The organism is Sandaracinus amylolyticus, assembly GCF_000737325.1.
Lineage (GTDB): Bacteria > Myxococcota_A > Polyangia > Polyangiales > Sandaracinaceae > Sandaracinus > Sandaracinus amylolyticus.
On sequence record NZ_CP011125.1, the window covers coordinates 537,095 to 556,898 of the forward strand.

Here is a 19,804-nt window from a genome sequence, read left to right on the forward strand (position 1 = left end):
GACGGCCATGTCACGCAACAACAGGATAGGTTTCGCCATCGTCGTTGGGCTCGCGCTCGCACTCGCAGCGTGCGGCTACTTCACGGGCTCGGTCGCGACATACCTGCCGCACACGGGTGTCTACGACTTCTCCCGGGTTGCGCTCCTCAGGTCGCCGGATGCGCAGCCCGACCAGGTCGTCCTCTTTCCGACTCCGTCGACCTGCACGGTCATGAACGTCGATGGGAGCATGGGAACGGGACAGTGCCGCAGGCCGGGCACGACGGATCCGCAGCTCGGGTTCTCCCTCACCTCCGTCGCGCCCGGGCCGAACCGGGAGGTGTGGGCGCTGACGGATGGCGGCACGCGCGTCCGGCGTCTCACGTTCAACGCGCTCGGAACGCTGACAGCGATCACCACAGTGATCTCCTCGACGGGTTGGGCCAACGAGGACATCGCGGTCTCGGGCGACGGAGCGACGATCTATCTCGTCGGAGGCTCGTCGCTCACGGGCTACTCGTCGACTGGCGCGTGGCTCGGGAGCGTCCCGCTGCAGCGCGACGGCGCGATCTCGGCGGGCAGCCGACGGCGTGTCGCAGTCGATCGCACTCGGGACCGCGTGGTCGTGATCGAACGCGTCGTGCAGAGCGGGACGCACGCGTCGAAGATGCGCTTCAGCATGCACCACCCCGCGATCGCCGCGAACGGATACTCCGTTCTCCAGCCATTCGGCTTCTTCGACGTCGACGTGGCCGGTGAGATCGTCGACTTCGACATCGACGCCGACAACCTCGTCCTCGAGCACAGCGTGGGGCTCGACCCGACGACGCTCGAGGTCTTCTACTGGCCGGGCGGTGGGTTTGGCGCCACGCGCTACGGCACTCGGCAGGCCCATTGGTCGTCGTTCGGCAGGGCAGGCTCCCTGAGTGGCCGCGGCGTGATCGGCGAGATCGCGGCGTGCGGCGGAGCTGGAGGCGCGTACCTGTGGCGCGCTCGCACGAACGCCGGCTCGGGTGGGTACATGCTCGAGAGGCACACGATCTGCGCCGAGAATTGACCCCCGCGTCGACGGCGCCCATCATCGGGCGCCGATGACGCGAGGGCGACGCACCGCGGTGATCCCCGGCAACCACGACGGTGTGCACGCCGGGCACCGCGCGCTGATCGACGAGGCCCGCCGGCGCGCCGCGATGTCGCAGGCGAGCGGTGCGGGCCTCGACGTCGTTCCGCTCACCTTCGATCCGCATCCGCTCGCCGTGCTCGCGCCCGAGCGCGCGCCGGTGCCGATCACGACGATCGCGCGGCGCATCGAGCTGCTGCGCGCGGCGGGCGCGGACGACGTCGCGGTCGCGCGCTTCGACGCGGCGTACGCGGCGCGCACCGCGGACGAGTTCGTCGAGCACGTGCTCGTCGACGAGCTCGCTGCGCGCGAGGTGATCGTCGGGCCCGACTTCCGGTTCGGCGCGGGTCGCACCGGCACGATCGATCGACTGCGCGAGCTCGGTTCCGCGCATGGCTTCGGCGTGACCGAGGTCGCGCCGGTCGAGCTCCCCGACGTCGGCCGCGTGAGCTCGACGCGAGTGCGCGAGGCGCTGCGCGAGGGCGCGATCGACCGCGCGACGCGCATGCTCGGCCGCGTGCACGAGGTCGACGGAACGATCGTCGAGGGCTTTCGTCGCGGCCGCACGATCGGCTTCCCGACCGCGAACCTCGACTGCGACCCCGTTCTCATGCCGCTCGACGGCGTGTACGCGGTGGTCGCGCGCGTGATCGCGCCACAGCGCGATCCGCAACTGCTGCGCGGCGTCGCCAACCTCGGCACGCGGCCGACGTTCGCCGCAGGGCGCTCGGTCGAGGTCCACCTGTTCGACTTCACCGGCGACCTCTACGGCGCGCGCCTGCGCGTCGGCTTCGTCGCGCGCCTGCGCGGTGAGCAGAAATTCGACGGCATCGACGCACTTCGGGCACAGATCGCCACGGACGCCCAGGCGGCGCGCGCGCGGCTCGTCGACGACGAGCCGACGTGGAGGCTCCTCTGAAGGACCTCGAGCGACGTTCCTGGGCCGAGCTTCTGGACGAAGCGCGGAGGCGTGGCGTGCCGAATGCGGAGTCGATGGATCGAGAGTCGCTGATCGACGTGCTGCGCGGGCGCGATCCGAGCAGTCGCACCGGGGCGTTCTCGATCGCGCGGTCGCTCTTGGGCCGGGTGGCGAGCACGGTGCGCGCGGTGTTGCCGGTGCCGCCGGAGCGCCGGCTCGAGCGTCCGCCGCCGGCGACCGCGCGTCGCGAGGACGAGCCGGTGCTACCCGTCGCGACGATGACCAGGCTCGCCGACGCGAAGTTCGCGGGCGTCACGCTCGACGAGGGCGAGACGCTCGCCGTCGTGTGGCGCGTGCGCGAGAGCGCGATCGCGCGCGCGCAGCTGATCGCGCCGTCGGGCGCCGAGATCCACCTGCGCGTCGTGCGCGTCTCGTGGCCCGAGGACGCCGAGGCGCCGCGCGTCGAGCGCGTCGATCACGGCGTGGTGCGCAGCGAGGGCACGATCGTCCTCGCGCCGCGCGCGCCCGGCGAGAAGATCGTCGTCGCGATCGGCCTCGCGAAGGGCGACTCCGAGATCGTCGCGATCGATCACGCAACGCTCGGCTGACGTCGCGCGATGTGTGTCCCGCACGTACGAGGCGGGCATGCAATCAAGACGAGCGAGATCAGGGTCGCTCGTGATCGCGTTGGCGGCGATCACGAGCATGGGATGCGCGGAGCTCGCGCAGAGCGCACCGGCGCTGACGATCGAGGGCACCGCGATCGAGCGCGCGCGAGCGACGAGCGATCACGACGCGGACACGAGATGGTCGTGGGCCGTCGGCGTGTCGCTCGGAGGGCGCTACGGCGAGGGCGTCGCGAGCGTGGGCGCGGAAGAGCCGCCCGCGCCGCTCGTCGTGACGAGCGGCTCGCGCTGCCGCATCGCGGCGGCGTGCGCGTGGGAGGCGAGGGCGCGGCGCGACGCGCTCGCGCGGGCGCGCCGGATGGTCGAGGTGCCGCGATGAACGCGCGCAGCTCCGGCCTCGTGATCGTGGTGATCGCCGCGATCACGCTCGCCCTCTTCGCCCGCGATCACGACGCGTCCGCGCAGTCGCTCGATCGCGCTCGCATCACCCCGGCGAGGGTGCGCGCCGCGCTCGCGCGGTACCGCGACGAGCCGAGCGTCGACGCGCTGGTGCGCGCGGTGCTCGACGCGCCCGCGCTCGATCCGCGGCGCGCCCGCGACGCCGCGGATCGCGCGCGTCTCGCCGGTCTCTTGCCCCAGACGCGCGCCGACGTGCGTCGTGGTCAGACCCTCGATCTGTCGGCGCTGCAGAGCACGACCGGTGAGCGCAGCGTGTGGTCGAGCGACGACTCGCTGAGCTTCTCGGGCAGCGTCACGTTCCAGCTCGATCGACTGCTCTTCGCGCGCGAGGAGACGTCGCTGATGCGCGAGCTGAGGCACCTCGAGGAGCGCCGGCTCGAGATCGCGACGCAGGTCGTACACCTCTACTTCGAGCGCCGCCGGCTGCAGCTCGAGCGCGATCTCGCGGGCACCACCGACGTCGCGATCGAGCTGCGGATCATCGAGGCGGAGGCGCTGCTCGACGTCTTTACGAGCGGGGCCTTTTCTCGGATGATGGCCGAGTCGATCACGCGCGGCGCGACTCCTGCGGAAGACGCTTTCGAGGAGGAGGGCGAAGCCGACGAGGACGTGATCACGGAGGGTGGATGAGCGCCGAGAACCGCAAGCATCGCCGTTACGCCGTCGAGCTCGCCGCGGAGGTGGAGATCCGCGGCGAGACGATCGTCGCGTCGACCCAGAACGTGTCCGCCGGTGGCGTCGGTCTGGTCGTCGATCGCGAGGTGAAGGAGGGCAGCGAGCTCGCGGTCACGCTCTTCCTGACGCAGGACGGGATCGAGGATCCCGACGAGAGCCCGTTCGAGGCGAAGGCGATCGTCGCGTGGACCGCGGTGCAGGACGCGGGCACGTGGATCGCGGGCGTGCGCTTCGCGAAGGTCTCGGCGGCGCAGAGCGCGCAGCTCGAGCGCTTCCTCGGCAAGCTCGATCCCGGGTGATCGATCAGCTCGGGACGAACACGCCGTGGAACGTGAGCGGCACGGTGTGATCGAAGAACACGCGCGCCACCGGGCCGTCTTCGAGGCGTGACGCATCGAGGATCGCCAGGTGGCTCGTGCTCGTGCGCGCGCTCCACACCATCGAGAGCGCCCATCCGTCGTCGATGGGCGCGTTCTTCTCGCGCGGGACGAACACCATCTCGGACGCTCGCTCTCCCGGCTCGAGCTCGAAGCGCGACAGTCGATCGCGCTCGAGGTCGAGGCGCAGCAGCGCGTTGCGCCGCCCCGAGTCGCTCGCGAGCAGCATCGTGCGGTGTGACGTGCCCGCGATGCGCAGGTCGATCATCGGGAACTCGGCGCGCGCGTCGGTGAGCGCATCTCGACGCATCGTGCGACGCGCGGGATCGAGCACGACGCGCGTCGGCACGCCCTGCTCGAACGGCGCGCCCGACGCGCCGAGCTGGTCCATCGTCGCGAAGTCGTCGTAGCGCACGAGGTCGACCACGATCTCGCCTCCGCGCTCGAACGCGTTCGCGACGTGCCACGACCAGAACGCGTCGACCGAGAACCGCACGACGCGCGTCGGATCTGCGATCGGCACGACGATCACCTCGCTGCCGTGCTCCGGACGCCACTCGAACAACGAGCGGAAATCACCCGCCGCGAAGAGCGCGCGCCAGATCACGAGCTCGGCCGGGCCGACGAAGAAGACGAGGTGCCGCTCGGTCGCCGCGAAGTCGTGGATCATCACGTTGTGCGCGAGTGGGATGCGCGTGAGGCGACGCGCGGGGCCGGTCCACGGGAGCGCGTGCACGTCGAGCTTGGGCCGCGGTCCGAGCTCGACGCCGTACGAGTACGTCGTGCGGTGCGACGCGACCGCGCGAGGATGCGCGGTGAACGCGACGAGCTTCTCGATGCCGAGATCGCTCGGCCCGATCGTGTCGAGCGTCGCGGGATCGAGCTCGGTCGGACGCGCGGCCTCGAGCAGCGCGAAGAGCCGCCCTTGCCACGAGAGCAGCGCGGTGTTCGCGGTGTTCTTCGCGCGGAGGCGCAGCCCGTTCCACAGGCGCGTGCGCCACGCGGCGTTGCTGCCGTAGAGCGGACGACCCGCCGCGCGCTCTTCGCGGAGGCCTTCGCTCTGGGTGACGCGATGCGCGCCGAGCGCGGGCGCGCTCCCGCCGCCGAGACGCACCGCGGCGACCGCACCGTCGCACTCGAACGAGTGCGAGTACGGGCGACCGAAGAGATCCCAGAGCCCCGGACCGTTGCGATAGAGCGTGCCGCGCAATCCGTCGGGCAGACGACCTTCGACGCGCAGCGGCTCGAACCCGTGCTCGCGCGGGACGCTCGACGTGTACGCGAGGTGCGTCGCGCGATCGTCGTGCAGCGAGGGGCTCGGCTCGGAGATCGAAGGCGCGGTCGCGGTCGGGAGCATCCGTGCAGGATGGCGCACCACGGAACGCGCGTCTGCCCTCGTTCGGAGCAGACGCGCGCTCGTCCGCGCAGCCGCCGCGGATGCGTCAGTGGATCACGAGGTCGTGCGCGGCGAGCCAGCGCTCGGCCTCGATCGCGGCCATGCACCCGGTGCCCGCGGCGGTCACTGCCTGACGGTACACGTGGTCCTGCACGTCGCCCGCGGCGAACACGCCTTCGATGTTGGTGCGCGTCGTGCCGGGCTTCGTCTTCAGGTAGCCGTTCTCGTCCATGTCGAGCTGGCCCTGGAAGAACTGCGTGTTCGGCTGGTGCCCGATCGCGACGAAGAGACCCTGCGTGTCGTAGACCATCTCTTCGCCGGTCACGACGTTCTTCACGCGCACGCCGGTGACGGTGTTCTTCTCGACGTCGAGCACCTCGGTCACGACGGTGTCGAGGAGGAACTTGATCTTCGGGTGCTTCTGCGCGCGCTCGAGCATGATGCGCGACGCGCGGAAGTCCTTGCGGCGGTGGATGAGCGTCACGCTCTTGCAGAGGCCGGCGAGGTAGAGCGCTTCTTCCATCGCGGTGTCGCCGCCGCCGACGACGCACACGTCCTGGTTGCGGAAGAAGTAGCCGTCGCACGTCGCGCACGCGCTGACGCCGCGGTTCTCGAGCTTGTGCTCGCTCTCGAGGCCGAGCCACTTCGCCTTCGCGCCGGTCGCGACGATGACCGACTGCGCGCGGTAGTGATCGTCACCGCACCACATCTCGAAGGGGCGCTTGGAGAAGTCGACGCGATCGACGTCGGCCGTGATGATCTCGGTGCCGAAGCGCGCGGCCTGCGCGCGCCATTTCGCCATCAGATCGGGGCCGGTGATGCCCTCGGGGAAGCCCGGATAGTTCTCGACGGTCGTGGTGATCATGAGCTGACCGCCGGGGATGCCGCCGATGATCGCGCCTTCGATGAGGAGCGGCTTGAGGTTCGCGCGCGCGGCGTAGATGGCGGCGGTGAGGCCCGCGGGGCCGGAGCCGATGATCACGACGTTGTGGGTCTTCATGTCCGTCTTCTTCTTTGCCTCCGGCGCTTTTGAGGCGCGCGCCGCGGGGGTGCAAGTGTAGCCCGGGCTGGTGGCGCACACCGTGTCGTTGCTGCCCTCCGGGCTCGCGAGGGTGCGCGGAATTGGCTCCGCGCGGCGGGCGCGTCGGATGATCCGCGGATGCGCTCGACGATGCCGGCGATCGCCGTCCTCTCGCTCGTCCTCGCGGCGACGGCGGCTCACGCGCAGGAGTTCCCGCGAGGCCGCGACGTCGGCGCGCTGATCCGCGCGCCGGGTGTGCGAGCGCGTCCGTGGACCGCGATCATCGTGCACCACAGCGCGTCGTCCGAGGGCAACGCCGCCTCGATGGACGCGTACCACCGCGGCGTGCGCCACATGCCGCGCGGCTTGGCCTATCACTTCGTGATCGGGAACGGCCACGGCCTCGGCGACGGCGAGATCGAAGTGGGACCGCGCTGGACTCGGCAGCAGCCCGGCGCGCACGTCGCGTCCCGGCTCCGCGACACGAGCACGCGCGCGCTCTGGGACGAGGTCGCGATCGGGATCGTGCTCGTCGGCAATTTCGAGGAGACCGCTCCGACGCGGCGGCAGCTCGCGACGCTGAGGGAGCTCGTCGCGTCGTTGCAGCGGCGCTTCCGCATCGAGGGCGCGCGCGTCTTCGACCACGGTGAGATCGACGGGGCGCACACCGCGTGCCCCGGCCGATCGCTCCATCGCGTCGTGCGCGGCCTGAGGAGCCGAGCCGACGGCTGAACGGTCGCGCGCCGCTCGAGAGCGCGCAGGTCGTGGTGAGCGGCCTCCCGCGCGAACAAGAGCGGCAGCCCGTGCGGGCCGCCGTCCTCCGAGCACGCTCACCGCGGCGGACGTCCCACCGTCACTGCGCGACACGAACCGTGCGGACGGGACGAGCCTGGTCGACGACGAATCCGCGCACCGAACGAGAGCGGCAGCCCGTGCGGGCCGGCGCCTCCGAGCACGATCGCCGCGGCGGACGCCCCACCGTCACTGCTCGAACCGAACCGTGCGGACGGGGACCCGCACACCAGTAATGGAGTCGAGGGGGATCGAACCCCTGACCTCCTCGATGCCATCGAGGCGCTCTCCCAGCTGAGCTACGACCCCAGGAAGGAGGCGCGATGTAGCAGGGGCGTTCGGCGGGGTCAAACGCTCGCGCGGGTTTGTTGACCAGTCGCGCGACACGCGACGACAGTCCGGCCGTGCGGATGCGCGCTCTCGGCCTCGTGATCGTCGCGCTCGTGACGCTCGCGTGCTCGCGACCGATCGAGGCCGAGCTCCTCCACGTCGGCAGCGCCTCGCCCGATCGTGTGCAGCCGGGCCACCGGCTCGTGCTACGCGGAAGCGGGTTTCCCGCCGGCCGCGATGCGCGCGTCACGTTCCGCGGGGTGCTGCATCGACCGGGGCATCCCGCGCGCGCCATCGACGTCTCGCTCGACGGTGAGGCGATCTCGAGCGATCGCGTCGAGCTGCCGATGCCCGCCGCGTCGCTGCGGCGGCTCGGAGGCCGCGGCACCTTCCGTGGTTCGATCCGTGTCGCGTTCGGCGCGGGCGCGCTCGATCGTGGCTCGGTGGTGGGCACGCTCGACGACGCGGTGATCGATCTCGTTCCGCGCGAGGTCAGCGGCGATGCCGACACGAGCGTGCTCGCGCGGCTCGGGCTCGAGCTCGCGCCGCGCGAGGACGACGGGATCGGGCTCATGGTCGCGCGGGTTGCGCGTGGGAGCCGTGCCGACGATGCCGGTCTCGCCGAGGGCGACCGTCTGCTCTCGATCGACGGGCTCAACTTGCTCGCGCCCGAAGAGCTCGTGCCGGCGGTGGGCCAGGCGTCGATGGACCTGCGCGTCGCGCGCGAGGGCGAGGCCGCGCCCTTCGTGGTGCGCGTGTCGCTCGACGGATGGGAAGAGCGCGTCCCGCGCGAGGCGATCCTCTGGTCGCAGCTCGCCGCGTTGATCGCCCTCTTCGCGATCGTGCTGCTCGGACCGGGCGCGACGTGGATCGATCGTCTCGCGCCGACGTCGCGGCGCGTTCCTTGGTTCAACGTCGGCGTTGCGATCGCCATCGCGCTCGGTCTGCGGGCCGCGCTCGACGCGCTGCCTTCGCTCGGCCTCGATGCGGCGCTGCTCGCGATCGTCGCCGGGCGTGGTGCGTCGCTGGTGCTCGGCGCGTCGGGGTCACGCCCGCGGATCGTCGCGGCGATGCGCGCGATGTGCGGCGCCATCGCGATCGTCGTCGCGCTCGGAGTCGCGACGCTCGCGATCGGCACGACCGATCCCGCCGCGATCGAAGCCGCGCAGGGCCCGTGGCCGTGGGACTGGCTCGCGCTGCGCAGCCCGACGGGCCCGCTCGCGATCGTGCTCGTCGCGCTCGCGGCGGCGTGCGGGCCGGTGCTCGATAGCGAGCACGATCGGCGACGTGTGCTCGACGACGTGTTCCTCGCTGCGCTCGCCTCGTGTGCCGTGATCGCGCTCGCGGGTGGCGAAGCCGCGCACGGTGCGATCGGCGACGTGCGCCCCGGACTGGCGTGGATCGGCAGCGTGGGATACGCGGCGACTGCAGCGCTCGCAGCATCGATGTTGCGGAGAGCGCGAGATCGCGGAGGGCGCCTGTCGTGGATCGCACTCGCGATTGCCACGCTCGCAGTCGCGATGATTGCGATCCTCGGCGCGCTCGGATGGATGGAGATGGACGTCCCGCGCGAGATCGAGCGCGCGATCGCGGAAGTGCTCGTCGCGTCCGCGGTGGTGATCGCGCTGAGGCTCGCGACGGCGCGCCCGGCGGAGCCGACGCGGCCGGCGAACGCGCTCTTGTGAGCTCGACCCTGCCGCGCGCACCGATGCGGCCGATGGATCGGGACCCCACAGCCTCGGGTGCCTTCACGACGCGAGCACCGGCGAACCGTGAAGCACGGGCCCGAGTGCCCGCGCGAACGGCGCGGCGACATCGATCAGACGCGTCTGACCAGTCGCGCGGTGAATGAGTGCGATCAGCTCGTCCACCTGCTTGAGCGAAATTCCCATCGCGGCGGCAATGGGCTTGCGCGTTGCACCGAGGGCATGATGCGCGATCACCTCAGCACGTCGTGGTGTGATCCCGAGCGGACGGAGCGAAGCACGAATCCACGGAGCGAGACGGTCTCGTACCCAGGTATCGCGCAGCTGTGGCGCCTTCATCGCGTACGCACGGGCACACGCTGCGAGCGCATCGAGCTCTGGACGATCCGGAAGCGCCAAGAGATGGAAGGCGCCCGCCCGGAGAGCAGCGCGCGATATCGCGTCCGCTACGTTTGCATCAAGCGCGCTTCGCACGCTGGTGGCGATCACTGGGATCCCGTCGCCACGCGATCGACGCGCCGTCAGTGCTTCGAAAGCACCGAGATCGGCAGCGGGGGCGACGATCAACGCTGCGACGTCGGTGTCGTCCATCGTGCAGCTTCGAACGGCCATCGGACCGAGCGCGCGCAGAGCGCCGACCGCGTCACGTCCGAGCCCAACCACGCCCAAGACGACTTCCGGGGCGGGTGGTGGCGGCACCTCCATCGCGACACGGGCGAAAACACTCGCGGTGTCTTCACGGCGCTCGGCCTGCGGCATCGACATCGTGTGACCTCGTATGTGGACATGTTGCGCTTTTTCGCGCGCGCGCTGCAAGAAGGGAAGCGCACGCGTCGGACGGGTACCGAGCTCGACCGCGACGCATCCAGCGCCGACCCCGGGGATACCCGGTAATGCTCTACCGGGTTTCGCCGGGCTCCCGGGCGTGTCAGCGTAGCGGCCCGTGGAATCGCGCAGTCGTACGAAACGCTGTCAGCTAGCCCTTCCACTCGCGTTGGCGGTGGTGTTCGCGGCGTCGAGCGCGACCGCGACGACGTTCGACGACGTCACGATCGAAGAGCTGGCGCGAGCAAGCGACATCGTGGTGCTCGGCCAGGTCGAGCTGGTCGACTGCCACGATCAAGGTCCCGCCGGACAGTCTGGAATCCACACGCGTGCCGTGGTCCGTGTGACCGAGACGCTCCATGGCGAGAACGAACGACTTCTGGAGCTGTGGGTCCACGGCGGACGGATCGGTGACACCGCGCGCCTCGTCCCGAGTCAGGCCACGTTCCGCGAAGGGGAACGCGTTGCCCTGTTCCTCTTCCGGTCGCGAGGAGCACTCTGGTTGACCGGAATGGGCCGGGGTAAGTGGGTGATCTCCGACTCGGGATCCGCCGCGCCGTGGATTCGTGACGGAATCGTCGATGCCAGCACCGGCCGGATTGACGTCGGAGTCCTTCGGTCGCGCGTGCTGCTCGCTGTCTCGAGGCGGCCTTGAGCATCGCGACTCGACGTTTGCCCGAGCTCACGTTGGCGATTGGAGTGTCGCTCGCGTTGCTCACTCCCACATCGGCACGCGCGTATCGGACAGTCGCGGAGCTTGGCGGGTTCGACGGGGCCGAGCGGGTCGTGTGGCTCGACTCCGGCGTCCGGTACAGCACGTATGACGTGCCTCCTGAAGGCTTCGACCTGGAGGACATGCTCGCGTCGGTACGCGAGGGGAGCGCCGCCTGGACAGCTGATTGCAGCCGCCTCGCGCTCGACCCCGCTGGTCGCACGTCGGTCGCCGCCGCTTCGGGAGACCGTCGCAACACGATTGCGTGGCTGCGAGGCGACTGGCGTGAGCTCGGACTCTCGAGCGACGTGGCCGCCACGACTGACATCCTCTACGAACGTGCCGCGGACGGCACATGGCACATCGTCGAAGCCGACATCCTCTTCAACGACTCGGACTTCGACTGGTCGGCGCACGACCTGACACCGGTCGACGCGCGCGACGTTCGAGCGGTTGCCGTTCACGAGTTCGGACACTTCCTCGGACTCTCGCACGTGTGCGAGGAAGATGGGGGCGGAGGAGCGCCGCTCTGCGCGGCTGACGACGCATTCGCCGACGTCGTGATGTATCCGTTCTATCGTGGTCCGGATGCGCGCTCGCTGGCGGCCGATGACGTGGCGGGTCTCTGCTCGCTGTACCCGTCGAGCGGGTGCGCGTTCGACTCCGACTGCGACGCCGGCGCGCGTTGCGTGGATGGGGCGTGCGTGCCGTCGTGTGCCACTGCGGGATGCCCAGTCGGATTCACGTGCAGCTCCGTGGGCTGCGTTCCCGATCCCTGCGCATCGTGCGGCGAACGTTGCGATGCGAGCTGTTCTTCCACGGAGCCCGGACGCGCGCTGGGCCAACCCTGTGGAACGTCGGACGAGTGTCGCTCCGGGAGGTGCGCGACCGACGGCTACTGCACAGCTCCGTGCGGCGACGGAGTGTCCTGCCCTACCGATTGGGTCTGCGCCTCGTCGAGTGAGTCGTGCGAGCCGACTGCAGGAGTCTTCGGCGACTCGTGCGGCGTGCCGGGCGATTGTCACTCACGACTCTGCCTGGAGCGCGGCGCGACTGCGACCTGCACCGATGGCTGCGCTGCCGACGGCGATTGCCCGCGTGGCTACGCCTGCGAGCTCGTGGAAGGCATTGGCGTCTGTGCGCCGACGCGAAGTGGCGGATGCGCAGTCGCGATGTCGGCGGGAGCGTCCTCGTCGCGCCAGTGGTTGCTCTGGACCCTCGTTCTTGCTTCGTGGCATGGCTCGCGTCGACTCGCGCGGCGGCGGGCCCACCGGAGATCCATCGATGCCTGACGGACGCGGATGGTGGTTGTTGCTGGCCTGCGCATTCTCGTCGGCTTGTGGCGGGGAATCCTTCGAGCTCGACGCCTCGTCGGGCGACGGCGGCGAGGCGCACGGGAACGATGCAAGCGACTCGGGGGGCTCGACCGAGTGCTCGACTCCTGGTGAGCTGCGGACCACCGGCTGCGGCCGCTGTGGTGCGGGTACGATGACGCAACTGTGCAGCGCGGAACGAATCTGGCGCGATCAGGGCGTCTGTTCCAGCGACGAAGAATGCGTCCCAGGTTCGACCGAAACCGCGCAGAACGAGCTCTGCGGCATCTCGACGCGTTCGTGTGACGAGCACTGCACTTGGCGCGAGTGGCAGCTCGAGACGCCGGATGGCGAGTGCGTGGCCGGCACGGAACGGATGACAAGCTCTCCGAGCTGCACGGGGGGGCTCGCGATCGCGCAACGCTGCACGTCGACGTGCGCGTGGCAGGACATCTCGGACCGGTGCGTCGATCCGTGCGGAGATCTCCCGCGGTCTTCACCCCGAGGGCACGAGGAGATCTGCATTCCGGGCGGGCCATTCGTGCGTGGCCATCCCGAGGTCCCATCTGCGAGCACCGTCTCGACGGTGGAGATCTCGAGCTTCTACATCGATCAGTTCCCGGTCACGAATGCGCGATATCGCGCATGCGTCGCTGCGGGCGGCTGCACTGCGCCTCTGACGTCCACGGGTCTGATCAGCTACGAGGACGTCAGTCGTGGCGCGCATCCCGTCCAAGGCGTCACGTGGGACCAGGCTTCCGCGTTCTGCGCATGGGACGGCGCTCGACGACTGCCTACCGAGGCGGAGTACGAAAAAGCCGCCCGCGGCCCGGCTCCGCGGTCGCAGCGATATACCTGGGACGTCGACGAGTTCCGGTGCTCGGTGCTTCCTTCGCTCGGATGCCCCGGCTACTCCGTGCCCGCCGGGCGGGCGCCGTACGTCGACGCCGAGGTCGGCTCGATGCCGGAGAGCCGCAGCAGCTACGGCGTCGAGATGCTCATCGGTGCGGCATATCACTGGACCGCTGATTGGTACTCGGAGACGTACTACGACGATCCGAGCTCGCGAGAAATCGATCCGCAGGGCCCGGCGACCGGGAGTGCTCGCGTGGTCCGAGGCTCCTCGCGCAATCATGGGAGCTACGGGCAACACCACGTGTCGCAGCGGCAAGGTCGCCCGCCAGGCGAGCCGCGCGAGCCGACGACTTTCCGCTGTGTCCGAACCGCGCCCTAACGAAGGGCTGGGAGCAGGAGCGATGAACGGAAGAGCGAAGTGGGGCGTGCTCTTGGCAGTGCTCGCAGCCAGCTGCGCGCACGGGGGTGAAGACGACCTCTCGTTGCGCGATCAGCCACCTGACCAGGCGGCTCTCTCCAGGCGGTTGCGCGAGATGCAGCGGGTGAGGGTCATCGACGGCGAGGGGGCCGAGGCTCTCCTCGAGCTGCATTCGCCCACGCAGCCCGATCTCATCGAGGAAATCCACGTAGCTTGCCAAGGTGACATCAAAGTCGCCACTTCGGGGGGCGCTCTCGCGAGCTGCGGTACAGCGAGCGTTCCCGAGGCCGCGTGGACGTCGTGCACGGCAATGGCGTGTGCGGCGCAGATCCGAATCTGTGCCGCCAACAAGCTGTTGGAGATCGCGGACAATCTCTCGGAGACGGTGGTGGGCAACTACCGCGTACCGCCGCAGACGCGTGCCGTGAACGCCGCGTTGCGTGAAGAGGCCATCGTTCAGGCCCGAGAAGCCTCCATCGTGTCGGGAGAAGCGCTTCGTCGCGCGGGGGGTGGCTATCAACCAATCGGCACCTGCGCCGTGCAAGATCTCGCGTTGATCCTTGGATCGAGGGAGGAGCCGAACTTCACCGTGGGTCAGTCGCTCGCAGGCACGTTCGTCGAGGCCTACGAGACCGTATGGGAAGCCGCCGAGGGCGCGTCGGCCGACAACATCGCCGTTGCTGACAGTCACTTCGCTCGAGAGCCTTCCACGGGTGATGCGCTCTGGATGCGGTGGCACGGTCCCGTCCTCTCGTACGATCGAGTCGCTGACTTCCTGCTGGGTGCCCGTACGGAAGTACGTTCGACCGAGACCGGTGTCTGCGCGGACTCGACTCCCGCGCTCGAACGCCCGCGGTTCCCGTTTGCGCTCGGCTTCCTTCAGCTCTCTGGGATCCAGCTCGACGTGCTCGGCAACCGCGAAGACTATCGGTTCGAGCAGCTCTGGACCGGCGCCACGCCCCTGGGTGGAATTCCTCTTCCGGGCGGCCCGATGCGCGAGCGAATTGCCGAGCGGATGGGTGATGACTCCTGGGCGAGCATGGCCTCTTCGGAGTTCCTGGCCATCACGGGCACGACCGAGAGCGACTTCTCGCTCGCACGCGCGCGGGTTTCCGATCAGGCGGCGGCATTCGCGCGCACGACGACGCAGACGTACACCCCAGTCCTCACGGCACAGGCGGACGGCAGCCCGACGCTCCCGGAGTTCACGTACTACTCGGCAACCACCCGTCCGCCACGTTCGCTCGGCTCCGTTCACGCGGCGCGAGCATTCGGTGCGATGGGATCGCCGGAAGCGCTCGGGAATTACGGAGATCTGAACACTCCCACGCGCGCGTATGCGCGGCGAAGCGTGGCAGGTTTCGTCGATTGGGCGGCGACGGTCGCGTCCGAGATCACTCGGTACTCTACCGTCGGCAACCATCCCTCGCTGAACGCCTTGGCGGCAGTTGCCAATCGCGACCGTCCGTGGCGCGTGCGCGTCTCGTACTGGAACGACACGTCGGTACCCCCGACGCACTTCGCGCAAGTGTCGGTGTATGGAGACTTCACGCAGGCCGAGCTCCTGGTGGTTCGAGGCGACGCCGGTGTGTCGTGCGCGACCACTGGGGCAGTCGAGGGTGAGCCTTGTGCGCTCGCCGACCACGAGGAGACGTTCGGGTACACGACGCAGAGTCTCACCTATGCCGACTACGGCTTCGAGACCCGCCACCAACTCGATCTCGGCAACGTCGCGGAGACGCCGCTGTACGTGCTGCGCCGTCGTCCCGGCTCCGCCGCGAAGCGGCCCGGCGCGTACGAGCTCATCGCGCCCGTGGTCATCGACTGGACGACCGCGACGACGACGGCGACGGACGTGATGCAGCCTGTCGTGCCGCTCGTGGAGCAGATCGCGCTGAGCGTGACGGCACCCGACGAGGAGAGCTGCGATTCAGCCGAGGTCATCTGTACCGGTGACCTCCGGTCCGCCCGCATTCCGCTCGAGGATCAGCTCAGCGAGGATGGAGACGCGTACGAGAGCAGCTGGCGGCACTATCTCACGCTGGCTCGCAATGCGGCGACCCGTGCCGACGAGCTCGGGGAAGCGCTTCTTACCAGCGGTCTCGGGATCGAGGGGATCGTCGAAGGGGCCGCGGACCAGCTCGAGGCGCAATGCGGTGTCGCGCCCGATCTCCTGACGTTTGGGAGCAGCGGAATCGGTGGAGCGCCCTCGACGACGTGCACCACGGACGCGAGCTGCGCGACGATCCGCGGAGGCGTGTGCGTCAATGGTCGGTGCGGCGTCGATCCGGTTCGCTACCTGCAGAGCCTGAATGACCCGCGAGCGCAGCAGTTGGCCGAGTGCCTCGGCGAGGACGCTGACCAGGTGGTCCCATTCGTCGCGCTCGGGCCGGACCCCCTGTGCATGTGGCGCCACGATTCGACGGGCGTGTTCTGCGGTGGCGGGCTGCAGGGCCGCGCAACCCCGTGTCCGTTCGTCATGAGAGCGGGCACCTGTGCGAGCTCTGCGCCGCCTGGGTTGACGCTGCCCGCCGGCTACAGCTTCGTGTCGGTCTCCGACACGATCGGCGTGATTCCGGACACGATCGAAGAGCAGTACGAGCCGGGGGTGCAGAACCCGGCGGATTGCGACGTCTTGCGGTCGCTGCGGACCCGCGTCGCGACGGACGCGGATCTCGAACGACTCCGCCAGAGCAGCACGTTCGATCTCGAACACCTGCGTCTGCTCGCGTCGCGCGTGGGGTGGGCTGCGGAACCGCCCGATCTGAGCCATTTGACGGTGGATCGGGTGACGTGGACGCCTCCCGGCATGAGGTCGTACGCTGGCACCGGTCGCGTGTTCTCCGGGCTCAACGAGCCGATGGACATGGCTGCGGCGCCGCTGCCTGCATGGCCCTGCCATTCCGACGTCAGGGCGGCGACATGCGACAGTGAGAGTCTGTTCTGCCAGACGATCGACTGCGCTGACGCCCATGCCCGCGCGGAGATCAACGATCGACTCGCACGCGCCGTTCTCGCTCTGAAGATCTCGACCGGCGCGTCGATGTCCAACTACTTCGCTCCGTCGTTCGCGGACCATCGTGGCTCGGGCACATCGCCGCGTCCCGAAAATGCTCCGAGCTGGATCGACGCGCCCGGCGATATCGGTGGAGGGCAGTACACGATCTGGAGCGCGGTGAACGCCGGCAGTAGCTGCTACTCCGACGATTTGACGAGCACCTGTCTGGGCTCTCGGACCTACTACGGGAGCACGTACTGTCGTTCCAGCACGGGCACTGCACCTTCGCTGTGGACCACGCTCCTCGCAAACGGCACATGGCGCGAGCGGCCCGTCACCTGCGGCCAGCAGGACCCGAGGCGTTTCATCGTGTTCGACGCACGTCGTCACGCGAGCGCCGACCCCGGACGTGAGTATCGTGGCGATGATTCCGACTCGATCGTTCCGTATATGTGGGAAGGTGTTGCGCGTGGAACCGCGGTCGTGGCCCAGGACTCGACTCCTCGCCTCTCCGACTTCCAACATTTCGGGCGCTCGACCTACGCTCGGGTGCTCGAAGATGAATGGGAGGACGGCGACGTCGTGCTCGGCCGGGACGTCGAGCGGATCGACCGTTTGACGACTTGGTTCCACGACGTCGACGAAAGCGAGGTCGCGATCGCCGGCAACTGGTCGCAAGCACCGCGATCGGGATCTTTCGCGAGAGGGCTGACCGCCCGAGACCTGCGCGACGCGCTCGAGTTGGCGTGCGAGCTCGATCAGTCCGAGACCGCCTCGTGCGATCCCTCGCGCCCACCACCGCGTGTATCGACGGTCGCCGACCTGCCGGCGGTTCGTGCATACCTGAACTGCGTCGGATTCACGATTCAGGATCGCGCGCAGCGGGCGGTGATTCCGAACGTCCCGCGCGGCGCGCTGCGCGGCCTGAGCGCTGACGGAGGCGGGGGCTTCGACGTGGCGAGGGGTTCCTACGGAGTTGCCGTGGATCAGCTCCGCCGAGGTCTCGAGAACATGTCTATGCACATGCCCCGACTCGCTCAGGAGCTTCGTGGCTTCGCGCGCGACATCGAACGGATGGAGAACCTCATCATCCAGACGAACGCGATTCGTGAGACCCAGGAGTTGACTATGGCGCGCGACATCTTTCACGCGCTGAATAGCTGCGGGGGCTCCGTCATGACCGCGCTTATCGCGAGCAATAATGGTCCGGATAGCGACTATTCCGGATGGGGAAACGTGGTCACGCAGTGCGGAAACGCGGCCGCGACCGTGATTACGATCATCGCGCAGAACCGCCTGTCTTCGCAGATCGAAAACGCCGAGACCCGGTCGCAAATGCTCCAGCTCGAGGACGGAATCGAAGTGCGGATCGCGACGTTCCGTGACATTCAGTCCGCCATTGCGACCGCCGTGGGCGACCTGCAGGATGCAACCGCCGAACTCGCGTCGCTCCGTCGCACCGGGCGTCGCAGCGTCGGACGAATGCTCCTGCTCGACATGGACGAGACCGGCAGGGCCTACCGCACCAACACGGTCTACCGCCGACGCTACAATACGACGCTGACGCGATATCGCCGCGCGCTGCGCCAGGCCGTCCGCAGTGCATTCCTGGCCCGCCGCGCGATCGAGCAGCAGATCGGGCTCGACCTGAACTCGCTCTCGGAGCCGATGACGTTGGTCGAGCCGCCCCGCACGTGGGCTGATACGATCTGCGACGTCACGGGTATCGACTACTCGCGTCTTCGCGATTCGACCGACCTCGATTACGAAAACTACGCCGACCAATACGTTGGCGACTACGTCGACCGCCTGGAGGCGTTCGTCGAGTCGTATCGAATCGATTTTCCGTTCCAGGATGCGACGGACACGACCGTGATCTCGTTGCGGCACGAGTCGTCGGGAGGGCTCGGGGCTTGCGATTCGAACGTGCCGAACCTTCTCGCCTACACTGGCCATCTCGAGTACGCGACGTACCCGCTCGAGCCAACGGACGCTCCTGATGTCGAACCGGAGCCGCTCTGGGAGGTGAGCGGCTGCACGTCGACCACGTCGTGCGTCGCGGTCACGCCCGTCACTGGCTCGCCGGAAGAACGCCCCGTACCGAGCTGGCATCCGCAGTTCGCGACGGCCGCTGCATTCGACGTGCTGTTCGCACAGGACGACGGCGATCCGGCGACTCCGATTGGCTACACCAGCCAGGCGCGCCTGAACCAGCAACTCGCACTGTCGAGCGGCCGATATCGAGTGTCCTGGTACGCTGTCGATGCAGATGGCAGCGGACTCGTCTACGGCGATCCGGCCGGCGCCAGCTCGCCGTTCGAGATCGAGCACGCTGACGGCAGCGTACTAGCCCGCAGCGCGCTGGGGACCGCGCCGTCGGGAACCGAATGGGTGCGCCGGTACTTCGTCGTCGAAGTGCCGTCCGGTGAGCCGCTGTACCTCGCGCTCCGTGCGGCGAACACCGCGCTCACCACCGAACAACGCTGGCGCATCGCGGCGCCCATGATCGAGAACGTCGGCGCGACGGTGCCTGCCAACGCAACCATCGCGGACCACCCTCCGGGCTTCTACGTCGAGACCGAGGAGGCAGGGCGGGCCACGGTTCCGGTGTGTGACGTAGGCCCGGGCAGCGAGCTCCGCTGGGCTCGACGTTGCCAGACGCTCTGCCCGACGGGTCTCGCCGATTCGTGTGAGGAGGGAGACTCGGGCGTACTGAGATGTTTCTGGGAGGCGCGCTTCGACGTGCCTGCCGAAGCAATCCGGAACGGCTCGGCGCTCGCTAGCGGTGGATTCGCGGAAGGAAACTTCAACTACCGCGTCGACGCCCTCGGAGTGAACTTCGTCGGGGCGAACGTTCGTTATTGCGAGGCGCACGCTGACCCCGACCTCTGCTACTCCGCGGGTTGGGTCCCGTACACGCTGATTCACGACGGCGAGCATCGCGTGCTCAACTACTTCGGGGACGACAACTACGCAGCGCCGATCAACACCGGCCGTATCGAGCACGCGCGCGGTCTCGCGGCCGAGCGATACGTGACCAACCCGATCTCCTCGGCTGATCAGTCGCTGATGGAGCCGTACATGCAGCGTCAGCTTCGCGGTAGGCCGTTGACCGGTAGTTACGTCCTGCGCGTCTGGGATACGCCGGGCGTGACTCTCACGGGTGTCGAAGACGTCCAGGTCGTTCTCCGTTATCGCTTCTGGACGCGACAGCGCCGCTGAAGCATCGGTGACGTAGGCCGGTGGAGCGCGTGCTCGACTCGCGCGCTCCTGGTCGCCGCAG

The 19,804-nt window shown here is 68.9% G+C and carries 15 protein-coding genes and 1 tRNA gene; 12 read left to right on the forward strand and 4 right to left on the reverse strand.

Annotated elements, in window-relative coordinates:
- The first annotated feature begins 7 nt into the window (after positions 1-7).
- The 6 genes from DB32_RS02165 (at position 8) to DB32_RS02190 (ending at position 4,077) form a co-directional block, all read left to right on the forward strand.
- The gene (locus tag DB32_RS02165) at positions 8-1,036 is read left to right on the forward strand and encodes a hypothetical protein (RefSeq protein WP_157068615.1); all 1,029 of its coding nucleotides are present in this window, start codon (positions 8-10) and stop codon (positions 1,034-1,036) included.
- Positions 993-2,018 carry a bifunctional riboflavin kinase/FAD synthetase gene (locus tag DB32_RS02170; RefSeq protein WP_240481150.1) on the forward strand — a complete coding sequence of 342 codons (1,026 nt, stop codon included), beginning with the start codon at positions 993-995 and terminating at the stop codon, positions 2,016-2,018. The genes DB32_RS02165 and DB32_RS02170 overlap by 44 nt, the downstream gene beginning before the upstream one ends.
- Before the next feature lie 74 nt (positions 2,019-2,092).
- Entirely contained in the window at positions 2,093-2,626 is a 534-nt protein-coding gene (locus tag DB32_RS02175) for a hypothetical protein (protein WP_053230753.1), read from the forward strand.
- 70 nt (positions 2,627-2,696) lie between these two features.
- Entirely contained in the window at positions 2,697-3,023 is a 327-nt protein-coding gene (locus DB32_RS02180) for a hypothetical protein (protein ID WP_053230754.1), read from the forward strand.
- Positions 3,020-3,733 (forward strand): hypothetical protein, encoded by a 714-nt coding sequence (locus DB32_RS02185; protein WP_157068616.1) that lies wholly within the window; start codon positions 3,020-3,022, stop codon positions 3,731-3,733. Before DB32_RS02180 ends, DB32_RS02185 begins: the two co-directional genes overlap by 4 nt.
- Positions 3,730-4,077: a PilZ domain-containing protein gene (locus DB32_RS02190; RefSeq protein ID WP_053230756.1), complete on the forward strand. Its 348-nt coding sequence runs from the start codon at positions 3,730-3,732 to the stop codon at positions 4,075-4,077. The genes DB32_RS02185 and DB32_RS02190 overlap by 4 nt, the downstream gene beginning before the upstream one ends.
- A 4-nt stretch (positions 4,078-4,081) precedes the next feature.
- Here DB32_RS02190 and DB32_RS02195 read toward each other — a convergent pair whose 3' ends face one another.
- Entirely contained in the window at positions 4,082-5,512 is a 1,431-nt protein-coding gene (locus DB32_RS02195; protein WP_053230757.1) for a carotenoid oxygenase family protein, read from the reverse strand.
- Between the two features lie 85 nt (positions 5,513-5,597).
- Positions 5,598-6,551 carry a thioredoxin-disulfide reductase gene (trxB, locus tag DB32_RS02200; RefSeq protein WP_053230758.1) on the reverse strand — a complete coding sequence of 318 codons (954 nt, stop codon included), beginning with the start codon at positions 6,549-6,551 and terminating at the stop codon, positions 5,598-5,600.
- A 159-nt stretch (positions 6,552-6,710) separates the two neighbouring features.
- On the opposite strand from trxB, the gene DB32_RS02205 reads away from it, so the two are divergent.
- The gene (locus DB32_RS02205; RefSeq protein ID WP_053230759.1) at positions 6,711-7,304 is read left to right on the forward strand and encodes a peptidoglycan recognition protein family protein; all 594 of its coding nucleotides are present in this window, start codon (positions 6,711-6,713) and stop codon (positions 7,302-7,304) included.
- A 296-nt stretch (positions 7,305-7,600) separates the two neighbouring features.
- Here DB32_RS02205 and DB32_RS02210 read toward each other — a convergent pair.
- Positions 7,601-7,673, reverse strand: a tRNA-Ala gene (locus DB32_RS02210).
- A 101-nt stretch (positions 7,674-7,774) separates the two neighbouring features.
- Between DB32_RS02210 and DB32_RS02215 the strand changes: the two genes are divergently transcribed.
- On the forward strand, positions 7,775-9,379 hold the full coding sequence (locus DB32_RS02215) for a PDZ domain-containing protein (protein WP_053230760.1): 1,605 nt from the start codon (positions 7,775-7,777) through the stop codon (positions 9,377-9,379).
- A 63-nt stretch (positions 9,380-9,442) separates the two neighbouring features.
- On the opposite strand, the gene DB32_RS46275 is transcribed toward DB32_RS02215, so the two are convergent.
- Complete coding sequence (locus DB32_RS46275; RefSeq protein WP_157068618.1) at positions 9,443-10,165, reverse strand: hypothetical protein; 723 nt, start codon at positions 10,163-10,165, stop codon at positions 9,443-9,445.
- A gap of 229 nt (positions 10,166-10,394) precedes the next feature.
- Here DB32_RS46275 and DB32_RS02225 point away from each other — a divergent pair, with 229 nt between their 5' ends.
- The 4 genes from DB32_RS02225 to DB32_RS02235 are packed head-to-tail and all read left to right on the forward strand — an operon-like array spanning position 10,395 to position 19,743.
- Entirely contained in the window at positions 10,395-10,880 is a 486-nt protein-coding gene (locus DB32_RS02225) for a hypothetical protein (protein WP_157068619.1), read from the forward strand.
- Positions 10,877-12,229, forward strand: coding sequence for a matrixin family metalloprotease (locus tag DB32_RS46280; RefSeq protein WP_157068620.1), 1,353 nt, complete (start codon positions 10,877-10,879; stop codon positions 12,227-12,229). The genes DB32_RS02225 and DB32_RS46280 overlap by 4 nt, the downstream gene beginning before the upstream one ends.
- Positions 12,222-13,484: a formylglycine-generating enzyme family protein gene (locus DB32_RS47890; RefSeq protein WP_075097427.1), complete on the forward strand. Its 1,263-nt coding sequence runs from the start codon at positions 12,222-12,224 to the stop codon at positions 13,482-13,484. Before DB32_RS46280 ends, DB32_RS47890 begins: the two co-directional genes overlap by 8 nt.
- 22 nt (positions 13,485-13,506) lie before the next feature.
- The gene (locus tag DB32_RS02235; RefSeq protein ID WP_157068621.1) at positions 13,507-19,743 is read left to right on the forward strand and encodes a hypothetical protein; all 6,237 of its coding nucleotides are present in this window, start codon (positions 13,507-13,509) and stop codon (positions 19,741-19,743) included.
- Positions 19,744-19,804: the final 61 nt, after the last annotated feature.